Origin of the sequence: Mycoplasma bradburyae, assembly GCF_024338845.1 — a bacterium.
GTDB classification, from domain to species: domain Bacteria; phylum Bacillota_I; class Bacilli_A; order Mycoplasmatales; family Mycoplasmoidaceae; genus Mycoplasmoides; species Mycoplasmoides bradburyae.
This window is the reverse complement of sequence record NZ_CP101414.1, coordinates 718,535-734,344: the sequence shown is the minus strand read 5'-3', so window position 1 is coordinate 734,344 and position 15,810 is coordinate 718,535. Positions and strand designations below refer to the sequence as shown.

Annotated in this window: 12 protein-coding genes; 6 read left to right on the top strand and 6 right to left on the bottom strand. The window is 26.0% G+C overall.

Features of this window, described 5'->3' with window-relative positions:
• Positions 1–50: 50 nt before the first annotated feature.
• Positions 51–905 (bottom strand): Cof-type HAD-IIB family hydrolase, encoded by an 855-nt coding sequence (locus NMG68_RS02880; RefSeq protein ID WP_255034463.1) that lies wholly within the window; start codon positions 903–905, stop codon positions 51–53.
• Complete coding sequence (gene trpS / locus NMG68_RS02875; RefSeq protein ID WP_255034462.1) at positions 905–1,951, bottom strand: tryptophan--tRNA ligase; 1,047 nt, start codon at positions 1,949–1,951, stop codon at positions 905–907. Before trpS ends, NMG68_RS02880 begins: the two co-directional genes overlap by 1 nt.
• 84 nt (positions 1,952–2,035) lie before the next feature.
• Here trpS and NMG68_RS02870 point away from each other — a divergent pair, with 84 nt between their 5' ends.
• The 5 genes from NMG68_RS02870 (at position 2,036) to NMG68_RS02850 (ending at position 7,558) form a co-directional block, all read left to right on the top strand.
• Positions 2,036–2,515: a Spx/MgsR family RNA polymerase-binding regulatory protein gene (locus NMG68_RS02870; protein ID WP_255034461.1), complete on the top strand. Its 480-nt coding sequence runs from the start codon at positions 2,036–2,038 to the stop codon at positions 2,513–2,515.
• Entirely contained in the window at positions 2,508–3,296 is a 789-nt protein-coding gene (locus NMG68_RS02865) for an NAD(+) kinase (protein WP_255034460.1), read from the top strand. The genes NMG68_RS02870 and NMG68_RS02865 overlap by 8 nt, the downstream gene beginning before the upstream one ends.
• Positions 3,297–3,405: 109 nt before the next feature.
• A complete protein-coding gene (locus NMG68_RS02860) occupies positions 3,406–3,774 on the top strand; it encodes a PTS sugar transporter subunit IIA (protein WP_255034459.1) in 369 nt (122 codons plus the stop codon).
• 115 nt (positions 3,775–3,889) lie between these two features.
• Complete coding sequence (locus tag NMG68_RS02855; protein ID WP_255034458.1) at positions 3,890–5,635, top strand: APC family permease; 1,746 nt, start codon at positions 3,890–3,892, stop codon at positions 5,633–5,635.
• Positions 5,636–5,827: 192 nt separating this feature from the next.
• Positions 5,828–7,558, top strand: coding sequence for a hypothetical protein (locus NMG68_RS02850; protein WP_255034457.1), 1,731 nt, complete (start codon positions 5,828–5,830; stop codon positions 7,556–7,558).
• Positions 7,559–8,575: 1,017 nt separating this feature from the next.
• Here NMG68_RS02850 and NMG68_RS02845 read toward each other — a convergent pair.
• Together NMG68_RS02845 and NMG68_RS02840 are read right to left on the bottom strand one after the other, a co-directional pair.
• Positions 8,576–9,214 (bottom strand): MscL family protein, encoded by a 639-nt coding sequence (locus NMG68_RS02845; protein ID WP_255034456.1) that lies wholly within the window; start codon positions 9,212–9,214, stop codon positions 8,576–8,578.
• Positions 9,214–10,413: a potassium channel family protein gene (locus tag NMG68_RS02840; RefSeq protein ID WP_255034455.1), complete on the bottom strand. Its 1,200-nt coding sequence runs from the start codon at positions 10,411–10,413 to the stop codon at positions 9,214–9,216. Before NMG68_RS02840 ends, NMG68_RS02845 begins: the two co-directional genes overlap by 1 nt.
• A gap of 250 nt (positions 10,414–10,663) precedes the next feature.
• On the opposite strand from NMG68_RS02840, the gene NMG68_RS02835 reads away from it, so the two are divergent.
• On the top strand, positions 10,664–12,376 hold the full coding sequence (locus tag NMG68_RS02835; protein ID WP_255034454.1) for a hypothetical protein: 1,713 nt from the start codon (positions 10,664–10,666) through the stop codon (positions 12,374–12,376).
• A gap of 134 nt (positions 12,377–12,510) precedes the next feature.
• Here NMG68_RS02835 and NMG68_RS02830 read toward each other — a convergent pair whose 3' ends face one another.
• Complete coding sequence (locus NMG68_RS02830; RefSeq protein ID WP_255034453.1) at positions 12,511–14,298, bottom strand: hypothetical protein; 1,788 nt, start codon at positions 14,296–14,298, stop codon at positions 12,511–12,513.
• Between the two features lie 283 nt (positions 14,299–14,581).
• On the bottom strand, positions 14,582–15,742 hold the full coding sequence (locus tag NMG68_RS02825) for a lysylphosphatidylglycerol synthase transmembrane domain-containing protein (RefSeq protein ID WP_255034452.1): 1,161 nt from the start codon (positions 15,740–15,742) through the stop codon (positions 14,582–14,584).
• Positions 15,743–15,810 lie beyond the last annotated feature (68 nt).

Sequence of the window (15,810 nt, the reverse complement as noted above, 5' to 3'; positions counted from 1 at the left end):
GAATTAATTCAGCGTGATTTTATTTTGATTAATTTTAACTTTTGATTAAATTATCGTTTAATGATTTTGTGATATAGTTCATAAGCTACACCGTTGTTATCATTATTAAATTTCGTAATGTATCTAGCTAATAATTTAGCACTTGAAATCCCGTTCTTCATTGCATAACCAAATCTAGCTTTTTGCAACATTTCAATATCATTCTCACCATCACCAAAAGTGAAAATGAATTCTTTAGGAATCCCGTAATAACTACTAAGATAATCTAAAGCATTACCTTTGTTAGCATAAACAGTATTAACTTCTATAATATCACCAGAAATTGGTAAAGATCATCTTCTAACAACGAAAGTGCTAAAACATTCCTTTAATTGGAATATAACTTCATCAATGTTATTAGGGTTTTTAATTTGTAACAAAATAGTATTTGGATCTTGTCTTAAGTTAGCTAACTTATCCTTACCAAAAGAACAACTATCCATACCATCAATATGGAAACATTTCAAGAATTCTTCATATTCTTTAGGACTATTAGGTTTATTCATAATATAAGTCCCTTCATTATTTTCCACGATAATGTTATCAACTAATTTAACAATCGAGGTTTTATTTAATAAGTTGGTTACTAAAGATTTAGAAAAACTTAAATTAATTTCCTTAAAATAACGATCATTTGGATGTCAAATATACGAACCATTAAGATTAGCCATAACCGTATTCAAACCTAATTCATTGTAAATATCGATTGACGCTCTTGATGGTCTCCCTGTAGCAACACAGAAATAATGACCAAGCTTTTTTAAAGTTTTAACTGCTATAATTGTTTCTCTTGACAACTTCCCCTGACTATTTAAAAGAGTTCCATCTAAATCTGATATAACTAAAAATTTCTTATTATTAATCATTACACCACCATTCCTAGTTTTTTATAAACATTTAATAAAGTTGCTTGGGCGATTGGCAATAAATTTTCCTTACCTTTCATTAATACTTTTTTTACATCTTCATCCGAAATATTTTTAATATTAGTTTGAATAGTTCCTAATATGTTTCAGATGATTTCAAATAATTCTTCTTTAAAATCCTTATATGATTTATTGTGGTAGCGATTTATGACATCCTCTACTAACACTTCGCTTGATTTGTTAAATAACTTAGTGCGCAATTCATTATTTAAATGATCATTAATTGATGCATAATAGATACCAACTAAGTTTGAGATCTCTGGTTGAGTTTTATAATCAAAACCAACAGTATTTAAATTATCGGTTTTAGCTGATTTGATTTTATTAAAAACATCTTCTTTAGAATCATCTAAATTAATAATCCCTTTTTTAGATAAAGCTGATTTAGACATTTTTTTGCTAGGATTAGCTAGATCCATAATTCTAGCTCCTACTTTAGCGATAATTGGTTCTGGTACCTTAAACAATTCACCATACTTATTATTCATTCTTATCGCTATATTTCTAGTAAGCTCGATATGTTGCTTTTGATCATCACCAACACAAACATAATCTGCGTTGTATAACAAAATATCGGCCGCCATTAAAGTTGGATAAGTTAATAACCCTGTGGGAATCTTAATTGTTTGATTATTTTGAACAAATTTTTGTTTTTTATCTTTATATTGGGTCATTCTTTCTAATTCACCCATTGTGGTGTGACACAACAAAACATGGCCTAGTGCTGGATGTTCGTTAATATCTGATTGTAAAAATATATTATTTTTACTTACATCAAGACCGCTAGCTAAATATATTTTTACTAGATCAATTATGTTTTGTCTTCCTTGAAAACGATCAAAATCAACGGTAATTGTGTGCAAATTTGCAACAAACAAATTTAATTGGTATTGATTTTGTAAACTTAGATTTTTCGAAATTGAACCCAAGTAGTTTCCTAAATGTAATGAACCTGTTGATTGAATTCCTGAGATTATCTTATTCATTATTGTGACTATAATATTAAGATATATTATAAAAATATAATATATAAATATATTAAAAGATCGAGTAAGATAATTCTTTATACTATGTCAGATATTACAAACAACCAACAAGATAATATAGTGTTATTTATTACAGCTTCATGTATTGGCTGCACTAGAGTCAGAAGATTCTTTAAAGAAAACAATATTAACCATAAGGAAATAAATTTTTATAAGAATCCGATTGATGAAAAGTATTTTAAAGACATCTTATCATTAACTGAAAAAGGTGTGTTTGATATTATTTCGACACGATCTAAATACTTACAAAACAATAAGGTGAATATTGATGAATTAACAATAAGTCAACTTATTGATTTAGTTCATGAACATCCATCTATTCTTAAGCGTCCGATAATACTTCAATATGACAAGTCAGGTATTCCTAAGCGATTAATGATTGGGTATAACTCAACCGATATCAAGGTATTCTTAAGAGATGTTGCTGATGTTAAGGCTTATTATTTAGATGAATACTGATTTGATGAACAAAGTTCATTAAATACAAAAAAAGAAGATGAATAAAAAATATTGCCTAATTTCTTCGTTAGCTGATAAAGCAACAAGTCTAGAACCTTTAATTAAAAAAGTATTAGATAAGAAATTAATAGAAACAAAAGATCCTGAACAAGCAGATTACTTATTTATTAATGGTGGTGATGGTACTTTTATAAAACATGCCATAAAACACGATAGGCAAGGATTAAAGATCATCGGAATCAATGGTGGGACTTTAGGATTTTATACAACTTTTAATGAAAATAATTTTGAAAGCATTATTGATTGTATTGATGATTTAGAATACACCAATCTAGATTTTATTAGGTTAAGGATTGATAATGAATACTATAATGCCTTAAATGAGTTTAATATCAATTCAACCACTGCTTATGGTTATGATATTTACATAAACAATGAATTCTATCAGAAATTCAGAGGGACAGGATTACTAATTTCGACAAGAACTGGTTCTACTGGAATTAATAAGTCTGCTAATGGTGCCATCTTATTTCCTGGTATTAATGCACTACAAATCGTAGAAATGAATCCGTTACTACATTCTAGCTTTATGACAATTCAATCACCTATTATTTTGCCAATTAATGTCAAGATAAGAATTGAAATTAAAGAAAACTACTGTGATGGTGATGCTTGCCCAAGGATTATTGCTGATGGTACAGTGATTAAAAAAGGTTTAAGCTCTACATTAATAGAGTTTGATGTTATCAAATCTAAAGCTGAATTTATTTTTGCTAATGATCTCAAGAGTTTTATTCAAAGATTACAAAAAACATTTATAAGCTAGCAAATAACAATTTTTTTAAAAACCTAATTAAAAATTTTATAATCACAAAACGATTAAAAGATTAATTAATTGTTTAATTAATTACTAATTGCTTATATTAAAAAAAATAATGAACAGACATACTTGAATTTTTTTAAACATTATTACATTAGGAATTTTAAAGCTTGTAGCTACTAAGAGGGCTAAGAAGATTTCAAGTAAGGTTAATCATGAGTTAATAAAGTCAGACAAGTTACCTTTTAGTTTAAATGACTTTATTGAAATTCTAGGAAAGATTGAAAACATCAAGAGTTCAGAATCTACATTAAATATGATAAAGATTAATGTAGAAGATAAAAGCAAGGTTGATCAGGATAAGTTAAAGAACAAGTTAAAGTTCAAAGGAATTATGTGAGCTAACACTAATCTGTCATTAGTATGTGGTGATTATGCTAGCAGTTTATCTGAGCAAATTAATGCTAAGATAAAGTTGAATTAAAGTTCTTAACTAATCCTTAAATAAGAATAAAAGATTCTTATATAAAAATATACCTGGCTTAATTTAAAATAATTAAGCCATTTTTTACAAAAACAATTAAATTTAAAAACAGACAATGAATAATTTAAATACAAACGAACAAAATAATGGATTAAAAAATGCTCCGCAATCAAAAAAAATCGGATTTTTTTCAGGAATTGGGATTGCGATTGGATCATCAATTGGTGCAGGTATCTTTTTTAAAGCTCAAGCAGTTTTGCAAAATTCACAATTTTCTTTAGTGTTTGCAATATTTTGTTGGCTATTTGCTGCTTTTTCTGTGATTTCGATGGCATTAGCGTTAATCGAAATTTCAAGTGGTAGAAATGATAATTTATCAATCATTGGATGATGTCAAACATTTACCAATCGATATGTTTATAAAAGTTGTAAAAACTTTATGGTGTATATTTATGTACCTTTAACATATTTTTTTATGCCACTTTATTTTATTTCATCTATTCAAGATGGAATTAAAGCTCTTAATGATAGTTATAATGGACTAGGAACTCAAAATGACTGAGCTATTATGATGTTAGCATCTCTTGGTGTATCTAGTTATTTCATTATTGTTACTGGGCTTAGCTCAAGAGCTGGCAATGTTCAAAACATTATTATTTCATTGGTTAAATTCTTACCTCTAGCTTTTGCAATTATTCTTGGTTTTGTAATTTTTACTAAAAATAACTATCTACCTATAAACGATAAAATTTCAGCAGGTTTTCAAAAAAACGACACAACTGATTTAGCTGCTAAATATAGTTTTAACAATTTATCTCCTGGGTTTGGAATGTTTATTGCTGTAGGTGGTATTTATTTTGCGTATGATGGTTTTTATTATGCTGCTGGTATTCAATCTGAAATGAAAAAACCAGAAAAAACACCATTAGCATTATTAATAGGATTAGCTTTTGTTACTTTAGTTTATTTATTAATGGCTGTTGCTATGTCATTAGGTTCAGAAGATGGTTCACCATTTGGATTTGAATCATTCTTTAAAAAGAATAATTTAGTTCCATTATATGTTGCGTTTCAAGTAACTATTGGAGTTGGTATTTTAGGGATTATCAACGGATTGAGTTTATGAGCTAATCGTTTTATAGAAGATTTAATTAAACAAGGCGAATTACCGTTTAGTATGAAATTAATTAACAAAATTTCATCTAAAAACGCATTAGTAGGACTAAAATATAATTTAGTTATAGCAGTTCCGGTTATTATTATCGCTAGTTTGATTGGAGGATTAGGTTATATTGATAGCGGTTATTCTGATTCTGATTATGGAACAGGAGTTGGAAAAATTTATAGCTTTGCTGATTTAATGGGGAATTGAACATCAGTAATAGCTTTTGGGTATATCGTTATTACATTGTTTGGCGGTTTATCTAATCGCAAAACTAATAGGGTAAAAGTTATTAAATCTAAATTATTTATTCCTTCTTCAATCTGTGCTATTGTTACGATGTTAGTAACTGTAGGATTAACATTCTTCCAACCTTTTGCTGATTTATTCTTACTATATAACATTCCATTAACTGATGAATATAAATCAGTATATATATCAAGAATAATGACTGTAGTTGTGCTATTTATTTATTTAGCAATTATGTTTATTCCAGTTATTATTGAAGATCGAAAACTAATTAAAAAATACGGTTCAATTCAAAAAGGTGAGATTGCAAAACTAAGAATAAAAGCTAAAGTTAAAAATACCACTTTTAAAGAAGAATTATTAGATTATATTGAAACTTCAAAAATCATTAAATTAAATGACGAATTAAAAGAAGCGTTAATGGAAGTTGGTGAAAATAACTTTATTTAAAGGTTTGCAAAACTAAATAACAATTAAATTAAGAAATTAAAACATTAAGATAATGTTATTGTTTTTTCTATTTAATTATTATTAAGATATAACAAGTTAATATGAATTTATTTGATATATAAGTTTATTGATAATCTTTATTAGGATCTAATTCTAATGTTTTTTGTCATAAAAACTATGTTTATTTAAACAATGATAAAAACTAAATATCTATTAAAAATATTCGGTTTATTAACTGTTTATTCTTTCTTGGGATTAATTGCTGTTAGCTGTAGAAGTGTAAAAAGAATTGAGTATTTAGATTCTTCAAACGGATCATATAACCCTTCTAAAATGGATTTTAATGAATCTAACAATCCGTTGATTATTGGAATTAAAAAAGAATTAGACTTAGTATTAAACAATAAGCGAGCTATACTTGATTCTTATGCTGATTATTCTAAAATTCGATCAGAATTAGAAAAAGCATATACTGCAGCCGAAGTAGCTAGTAGCTCTAATAACGTATCAGTTAAGGAATTAGATGATGCTAGAAAAATTTTAGAATTTGCATTAACTAAAGCTGAACAAGATAAAGATAATTTTGACAAACAACACCAAAACTTAGTTTTTGTTTATAAAAATCTTAAGGATAACCTAAGTAATAGAATTAGAATTTTATCTTCATTAAACGAAGATAAATATTTTGGTATAAAAGACGTTCTGGAAAAATATTATTTACAAGCTCAAAAAATTATAAATGATTCAGTTGATGCAGATGATTTAACCGAAGATAAAATTAATGATATTAATTTAAAAATAACAAATATTACATCGGACTTAGACTCTAAAAAAACTAATATTGACGAATATTCTGAATTTAAAAAATTTGTTATTCAAAACCAAAATTTTAAAGGTTCATTTATAAAAAATGCTACAAACAATGAAGAAATAGTTACATATATCACTAGTATTGCTAATAATAATTGAAAATACGCTAAAAGAAAAATACAAAATGTTAACAATAATGATTTATCAAAAATCACAGATGTTAGCTGAATTTATGATTTAAGAGCTCAAAATTCTAGTAATGCTTCTTATGATTTAATTTTTGATTATTATGGTGGTAGTAATGCAACATTATGATTTCCTTATAAAACTTATTCATCAAATCAAAATATAAACAATTTAGGGTTGCAATATAAATTAAATGATAATCAAATAACTGATATATCTTCATTAATATCTAATGCAACAATTAATGAAATTAAAGTTGCTGAAATCAACCTAACAGGATTAAATTTTGGTAATAACAAAATCTCATTTAGCGTTCCTCAAAGTAAAGAAAACCCGATGATTGGTAATTTCTTTATAACTTTATCAAATGATGAAGAGTATAGAAATAAAGTTTATGACGCAATATTTGGAACAGAAAAAAATTCTTTAAATGAAAATGAGGTTGTTGTTAATTTCGTAAAAGGGTATGGTATTGCTAAAAAAGTGAATATGTATCAAACACTTTTTACCAAACGTACATCGCCAATTAATGATATGGGCGATTCAACAGATCAATATGTTCTTGGATATTTAGGAAATGTGACAGGAGCTGGTGATAATAACAATGTTAAATTTTATACTTTTTATGTAAACATACCTAAAACAGGTAGATATAATATAAGCGGAATTATTAATACCGGAGATAGGAGAGGAATTTATTTTTGAAAAGACAGATTCGAAAACAATCAAAATCATGCTAAGTTTATCAACTTAACTTCTTTTAATAATTGAGATAAATTAAAAACATTCGATAGTAACGATGGTGATGGTTCTACGTCGACAAGTTTGCAATTAACCAAAGGATTAAATAAAATTATAGTTTCAGGTGATTCTAGAAACAGAGATGCACCTAATTTAGGAAATATCAAATTTACATTGAAAGATTAGTGAATATTTTTATAAAAAACCTTAATAAACTTCTTTTTTATAAAAGAATATGATTGGTTTTTATATGGATAAGTTAAGTTAATAATTTTTTTTATAACTACTATTTGTTATCATTTGAATTTATTATTTTATTTAAAACAGTAAGTTTTACTAACTTACTATAGATTTTTATATAAATTAATTTTTAAGTATTATTAGGTTAATGGATATTAGCGTTGCAATTAGTTATGTTAAGAATTTAGACAATAAAGAAGAAATAAAAGTATACGTTGACGCTTTTAATGTTAATTCATTTTGTTTAGTTGATAAAATGGTAAAGGAATTAAAGAATAATAAGTGTTATTCGGGCTACCTTCATCTATCAAAGCGCAGTATTTATTTTTATATTTTTTTGTATAAACAATAAATTGTCTTAACCAAAATAAACTGTTGCTACCAGTTATAATAATACTTTTAATAACCATATATATATATATATATATATATATATATATATGATAGACAATAACAATTAATTGTCTTAATTTAGATATATTGTAAGAAGAATATATTTATATTAGATTTTTTCTAATTTTGATAAGCTTATGAATAAATTCGATTCAAGAGAGAGAGGTTTGTAAAATTAATACTTTTACACCTCTATAGATATCTTTTAACGATTTTAATTAATAAATAAAAGTCTATATAAGCTTTTTAACAAAATGTTTGAAAATAAATACATAAATAAAATAATTCTTAATGATTTTTCTTGACAACAAACTTGATTTAATTATTAGACTTTAAAGAATCTAAAACCAAAATAAAGTAACTAATTATTTAATATTTCTTAAAATAACTTACGATAAATCTAATGATTCTAACAATTTCTATAATTTAATATTTTAGAATCATTCATCTTTTAGTTCCTCAATTAGATCAAACACGGATTTCAACCACAACAAAAAAATAAACTCTTATAGTGAAACTAAGAGTTTATTTTTTACAAAATTGACTCAAATATAAATTAGCTATAATCAATTATTGAATCATATCGGCGTTATCAGATCAATTACTAGAATCTACAGATGCTTCTGCGTTTTTTCTTAGTAGCTTTTGTAGATTTTGGCTTTCTTCTTGATTCTGTAATTCAAACGGAATTTGAATTACAGACTTACCAAATTTAGTCGATAAAACTTCTACTTTCATATCATGCGCTTTAGCAAATACTTCAATTTGTTGTTGTATCAAAGCGTTGTTAAATTCAAGTAATTGGATGATTCTTTCTTCATTTGTTGGTTCGCTTGATTTTTTATCTTCTACTAATCCTTTAGCAATCTCTTTGCGTTTCTTGAAATCTTTAACGATTTCATTAATATAGTAGACAATAAACAAAACAGATACAAGAATTATGTTGATGATTACAAAACTGATGATAGCAGCAAAAAACTTGCCAATATAAATTCCATCAACCTGTCATTTTTGCAGGTCACTAACATTATATAGTTTAGCTATAGCTGCAATAATCACATCATTAGCTAGTGAAGCTATTACAGCATTAAAGCTAGTTCCTAGCAATAGACCTATTGCTAGCATAAAAATGTTTCCTCGCTTAACTACTTTAGTGGCATTCGCTATAGCAGACTTGGCTCTCGAGATGTGTTTTTCTTTCTGAATCATTATAACTTCATTTCAATAAATTTACACTCATCTAAAGATTTCTTATTCTTAGACGAATTATTTTCAAAATTAATAGGGATCAATTCGCATTCATCTAAAGTTTTCTCCTTAAGATTAACTTTAGATGAATCGTCTATATTTTTATCATATTTATCTTTATTTTTCTTTTTTTCTTTTTGGTTTTGTTCGGAACGTTTTTCCATTTCTGATAAAAAAGAACCAGCAATAATCCCTGAAGGAATTGCTACTATAGCAATTGCTAATAAAGAAATAAAACTAACAATAACTCTGGATATTGGAGCGTGTGGTGAGAAATCGCCATAACCTACAGTTGTAAGGGTGATTGTTGTGAAGTAAAAAGCTTCAGGGAAGCTTTGGATGTATCCGTTGGCTAATGAATTAAAATTAGCTAGATCAGTATCATCTAAGTATTTGATAGCAGCAACTACTTGTTCTTCGGTTACTTTGTTAATAGCTTCTTCATATTGACCTGATCCTTCAGTAAATGTAGATAATTTGTTAAATATATTAAATTCAGGATGGCTAGAATACTTATTACTTATATTAGCTAGAAAAATAGCATGGTTCCGCAATAAGTATACTGTCTCTTGAGATCAGATAATTATCGCAAAGAGAATAATTAAAACAATAATAATAAAGAACACTGATGTAAGTAGTTTTCTTTGATGAACAAAAACTCCAGTGATCGCTCCGAATGGTTTAAATAAACTTAGAACCATAAACAGACGAATTACTCTTACTAATCCAAGGGATTGAAAAGTAGCAAAGAGTAATTCGTTATTAGCATCAAAGTTATTAATAAAAAATTTAATTGCTTGACCAGACGATAGGAGACATAAAATAATAACAATACTATTAAAAGTAAAGATATATTTAAGTAATGACTTTAAATAAGAAATCTTAGTTTGTTTGATAACAAATTTATATGTAATAGCATGCGATATTCAATCCACTATAAAAACAAAAAAAGTAATAATCAAAGATACCTTAGCAAAAGTCGCAAAAGCATCTTTACTATTTGCTTGAGGGCTAATTACTAATGTTACGAAAGTAACTAAACAAGCAAATACGATGATTAATGCGTAAATACCTCTTAAAACCTTAATTCTCTTCGAATATTTTATTAGGTTATCATCGATTTCTGATTGCGATCAAAAAACGATTGACAATATTTTCATTAATTTATAGTGATTGATTTTAAAATTATTAATTTTCAAATCCATAAAATATATTATAAAAATATCAATTTTTATTAAAGTTGTAGTTTTAGCTTAATAATTTTAATTATTAATACTAGCATTTAGATATTTTTGATAAGATTAATATATTAATAGATGATATTAATTTTTTGTAATTAGTATATCTGAGTATTAATCGTATTAATCAAATAAGTATTAATTAAATCAAAGATTGCATATAAAAGAAAATATGAAAACCAAGAAGTTAATAAAAATAATAAGCGGTTTTTTATTTACCGTTCAAACAAGCTTATTGATCTCTTCTTGCAATAGTTCGATAAATATTACCAATCCACCGTCTAATAAAGATAGACAAGAAAACGGGGTTAATTTAAATCCAATTATTCCTTCTAATCCTGATGGTAACATTGACTCAGACAGTTCTACACCTAATCAACGATTAAGAGATTATGTTAATAGAATTGATCAATCTTTTTTTAATGTAGTTGATGCTAATTCGAAAAAAGAATTAGATAGAGTGAACACTAAACCAGATGCAGTAGTTCCTGATAATTTTTCATTATCTTTAACTAATGAGTTAGCTCAAGGATGAGATGTTAGAGTCAATATTGTAGATCGCAATAATGTTAATGGGACTATTGACATAAAAGTATCATTTTCTAAACAAGGTGAGAATGATATTAATTCTAACGATATTCAATTTTCAGGTTTTAAATCATTAGGAACAGCGATAGCTTCTAAATTACTTAAAAGAGTTAAATTAAAGGATGGATCTAATCAAGAGGTTACAGTTGTAGATGTTGGTAATACAAACTTCAATACATTAAGAGTACTTAATGAACCGGTAATTTTAAATAAATCTAATAATACGAATGTAACAATTATTGGTAATGTATCTTCTAGTGATGGTTACATACCATTATCATCTACTAAACTCGTTCAAAGTGGAAACACTGTATATACAAATGGTTTTTATGGCTCGTTCTTAAATGCTAACGCTTCAGCTTTAAATGAAATAAAACAAGAATTTAAAATTGATGATATTTACATTGATGGTCAAGCTAATTTAGAGAAACTTTATCGAGTTGGTAATCAAGATCATGGAGCAATTTATTATTATTTAACATCAAGACCGGATAAACCTTTAACAATCAAATCGATATCTCAACCAGATTTAGCAATTAAAGTTCCAGCAATAATATCTCAAAATATAATCCCAGATGATATAGATATTTCTATATCATCAGTGAATTTGGAAGGTGTTCATTTTGATAAAAACAAGCAATTATATAATCAAGCTTATATTGATGCGATTAATGGCGTAAATAATGATGCTGCTATATCTACATATTCATATGATCCTGTTAGAGATAGAATTAAAGTTCAATTAGAAAACAATAAGGATTATTTGATTAAGGCTATTAAAATTCCTTATATTCCGCCTAATAATAACGATAAGATATTCTTTAAGGTAAGATATATATTTGATGGCACAAAAATGAATACAGATATTTTTACAGCGAAGATTAGAGCAGAGAAAATTTTATCTAGAAAGAATATATATAGAAAAGTATTAACGAGTGATGAACTTACTGGAGCTAGAGCTAACTTATCAAGTTACTATGAATCGAGACGTGAAACAGTTAATAATACTTCTAGTTGATTCTGAGGGTGAGATATAGATATAAACGGTTCAGCTAATTCGGATAACGGTAGAGGAGTTAATGCTTTAGTTAATAATCCAAAAACTCCTGCTAGTCAATATCCTAACGAAATGAAAAATCTTGAATTAGATGAATCAGAACCAATTAACTCTAATTATAAAGAAACTACCAACTATTTATTATTAGGAAGAATATCATATAAACTGGCTAATGGTTATTATGGATATTATTGACCTAATAAATTAACAATTCTTCATATTCAAAGTCCTGATAGTTAGAATCACTTAATAATAGATTAAATTTTCATAAAAAAAAGCATAAAAAAAGATTGAATTTTGATAAACAAATTCAATCTTTTTATTTGTTAAAAATATTAATTGTTATTGGTTATTTTGAAAAATTTAACTAAAAATTATTTGTTTAAATCCAATTTAATATCGACCAAATCGTAATTAAAATTAATATTGTTATCGCTTGATAAATATAGACTTAAAGTTACTTTAAAATCTGCTTTGATTTTGTTTTCTTCGGTTCTAATATTAGATATTTTCTTAACATCTAGAATCATTCTTTCAACTACAATTAATATATCATTAATTCCATTTCCAGTTGTTAAAGCGCTATATCTGTTTGAATATCTTTGATCGGCAGTACCTAATTTACGATTATTAAATCAAATTTCGAAATAGTTGCTAGAATGAAAATCGTTTTCTCTGTTTTCTTCGTAATTACCACTTAAAAAAACAATGTTAGTAAGAATATTTTTTAACCTAAATTCATTTGGAACATCTATTTCAAAATTAGGATTATTAGAATTTTGTTCCTTTAAAGATTTAATTGTTTTAGCTATGTTTCGTTTTTCATTAAGTCCTGCAGTAGTAATTACAAAACTATTTTTTAGAGATTCCAAATCATTGCCTATCAACATTCTGAATCCATCTACAGTAAATTCTTGAGTTGCGGATACATAAACATCTGAATATTGGTTACTTTCAGATCTTAATTCAACGCTAAAAGTTAAAGTCCCCTTTTTATCATCAGCTACAACTCTTTTGGGAGTTATTTGTATAGGTAAATTGAATTTTTCTCCGGCTTTATTATTATTTTCAGGTAAATCAATGATATTTCTAGGTTCAAAAGTTCCGTTATTAAATTTAGCTAAATAATATGATGGATAAATAGAAGTATTATCCGTTTGCTTTTTAGTTATTGTTGTTAACAAATAATTAAGCTGATTCTGTATGTTGAATTCATTTAAAGAAAAATTATTAGAAAAACCTCTATTACTTCTGTATAAAGTTACTTGTTTTTCAGTTTTTTGATTTTTGTTTAAGACAAATGCTTTAGCTGTTATTTCTAAATCTAAGTAATATCTCCTATTTTCGTTGATTAACTTAAATTTATTTATAGTGTATCTTGAACTATCTTTAAATAAATCTTGAAGTAAAAAACTTGAGTTATTAACATCGTTTGAAATATAAAACGGATCAATAGCATCTAGTAATTGATTCATTTCATATTTAGAAACTATCTCAGGAGTTACTTTATTTTTGTAATAATAATTATTTTTCAATTGAAAAATACTAGTAACTCTACATTGAGCTAACGCTTTAAAGCCTGTAATCGCTAATTGAAAGTTGTCATTATTTTTTGTAACATTCGCTTGAAAATTACCTAAAGTATCATCATAAGAAATATTTTCAAATTTGATATTTGTATTTTTAGATAATTCATCCATTATTTGACTAGGCAAAAACGAATTATTTATATTATTGAAATCATCTATATTATGCAAATTTGTCGAAAATTTCAAACCATTATGATGAATATTTTTAAATACTTTTGGTTGGTTATTGTCGGATGATTGTGAATCATTTACTTCAGACGATTCTTCGTTATTTGAACTAGAATTTTCGTTATTTTTATCTAAATTTTCTGAACTATTTTGGTTAGTATTATCACCTTCATTAACTGAATCATTATTATTGCTATCCTGTTCTGTTTTATTTGTTTTATCTGTAGAAGGGCTAATAGAGTCATTATTTTCTTTTTTATCGTCAGACAATTTAATTTCTTCTTTTTTCTCTTCTTCTACTGCTTCTTGACTAGTTTTACAAGATGAAAGGGATAAACTGCTTGATATTGGTAAAAGTAAATTTATAAGTGATAATAAGGTTTTTTTATAAGTTTTTTTCTTCATAAACAAAAATATTATATATTTTTGATTGTTTTTAAACAAATTAAAAATAAGTTCTTATTGATAACCCTAAAAACCTATATAAATGTTATCTGCTTATTTCTGTTATAAAACATAGCAAATAATATTAGAAATACGATTAATAAATCGAATATTAAATAAGTTTAAAATTATCACTATAAGCAGTTTTATTTTGTTTTTATCAAGCACACTCTTTAATTTGATATTTACAAAAAAATACGGTAAATTTAATATATTTATAAAAATATATACAAATTTATTACGGTTAAGAACCAATTATTTTTGCTTGTTTTTCTTTAGCTAATGTTTTGAAATAAACGCTTATTTCAAATATAGCTGGAATAATGCCAATCATAGTTGGTAAATAAAACAATCCAAATCTTCACAAGAAAATGGTGTCATTAATATCAGATTGAACCAATTCGCTATTAAAGTATTCAATTAGATTAGGGTTTAATAACGATTTATTAACTAATGAAGTGAAATAAAGTTCTAGTGTAAATTGAATGGTACCCTCGCCTCCAGGGATAGGTATAAAGTTATTAGCTGTTACTGATACATTACTAAAATTAAATACATCAATAAATTTATATGCACTAGCTAATTTAGAATCTAATATCGATAAAGAAAAATACACTGAACTATATTGAAAAATGACTAAACTACCAGTAAATAGTATTTGAAAAATAACAATTCAATAACGCTTAAATTCTTTAATAAAAGCATGTTTTTGTTTAATGTATTGAATGCGTTTATCTTCATTTAATTCTTTGAGTTTTAAAAACTTTCTAATTTTGTTTACTAATTTATAAACGAACAAGTGAAATTTAACACTAAAGACAGCAGTTGCAAAAGTTGAAAAAATACAAAAATCAACAATCATTCCGCAGAATGAAAATCAGTAAGCTATCAAACCTTTATCTGATTGAACTAATAAATTATATTTAGTTGATATATAAATAAAACTTGGTCAAGTAACAATAATCTGAACAAATGATCAATAAATGGCTGTAGTACCAACAATTGTTATTGCATCAGATAACTTAACTTTATTTTTAACCAATCAATACACTTTGTATGGTTCAGCGCCGCTAGCAAAAGGAGTAACATTATTTATTAATGTACTTACCAATGCGTATACTAACCATTCATATCATTTAGCTTTAATACTATAGTTTCTAGCAATTACATACACTGTTAAAAATTGTCACAAAAATCCATAGCACATGCAACTGAATATTAAGATAATAAACAAGTTTTGTCTTTGATTCACCGGATTTTGTAATATACTAAAAACCTTTGAAAAATTTGTGTTCTTTAGAAAGATAACAGTTAATATTGCGATTAATAAAACAATACAGCTAACTGCTGTAATACCAATCCTTTTTATATTTACCTTATTTTTGTTAATATTTTCGTTCAACATTAATTGATCTTCTATGTATTACATATTATATATATTGATATATAAGAAATGCAATAAGATCGCAATAA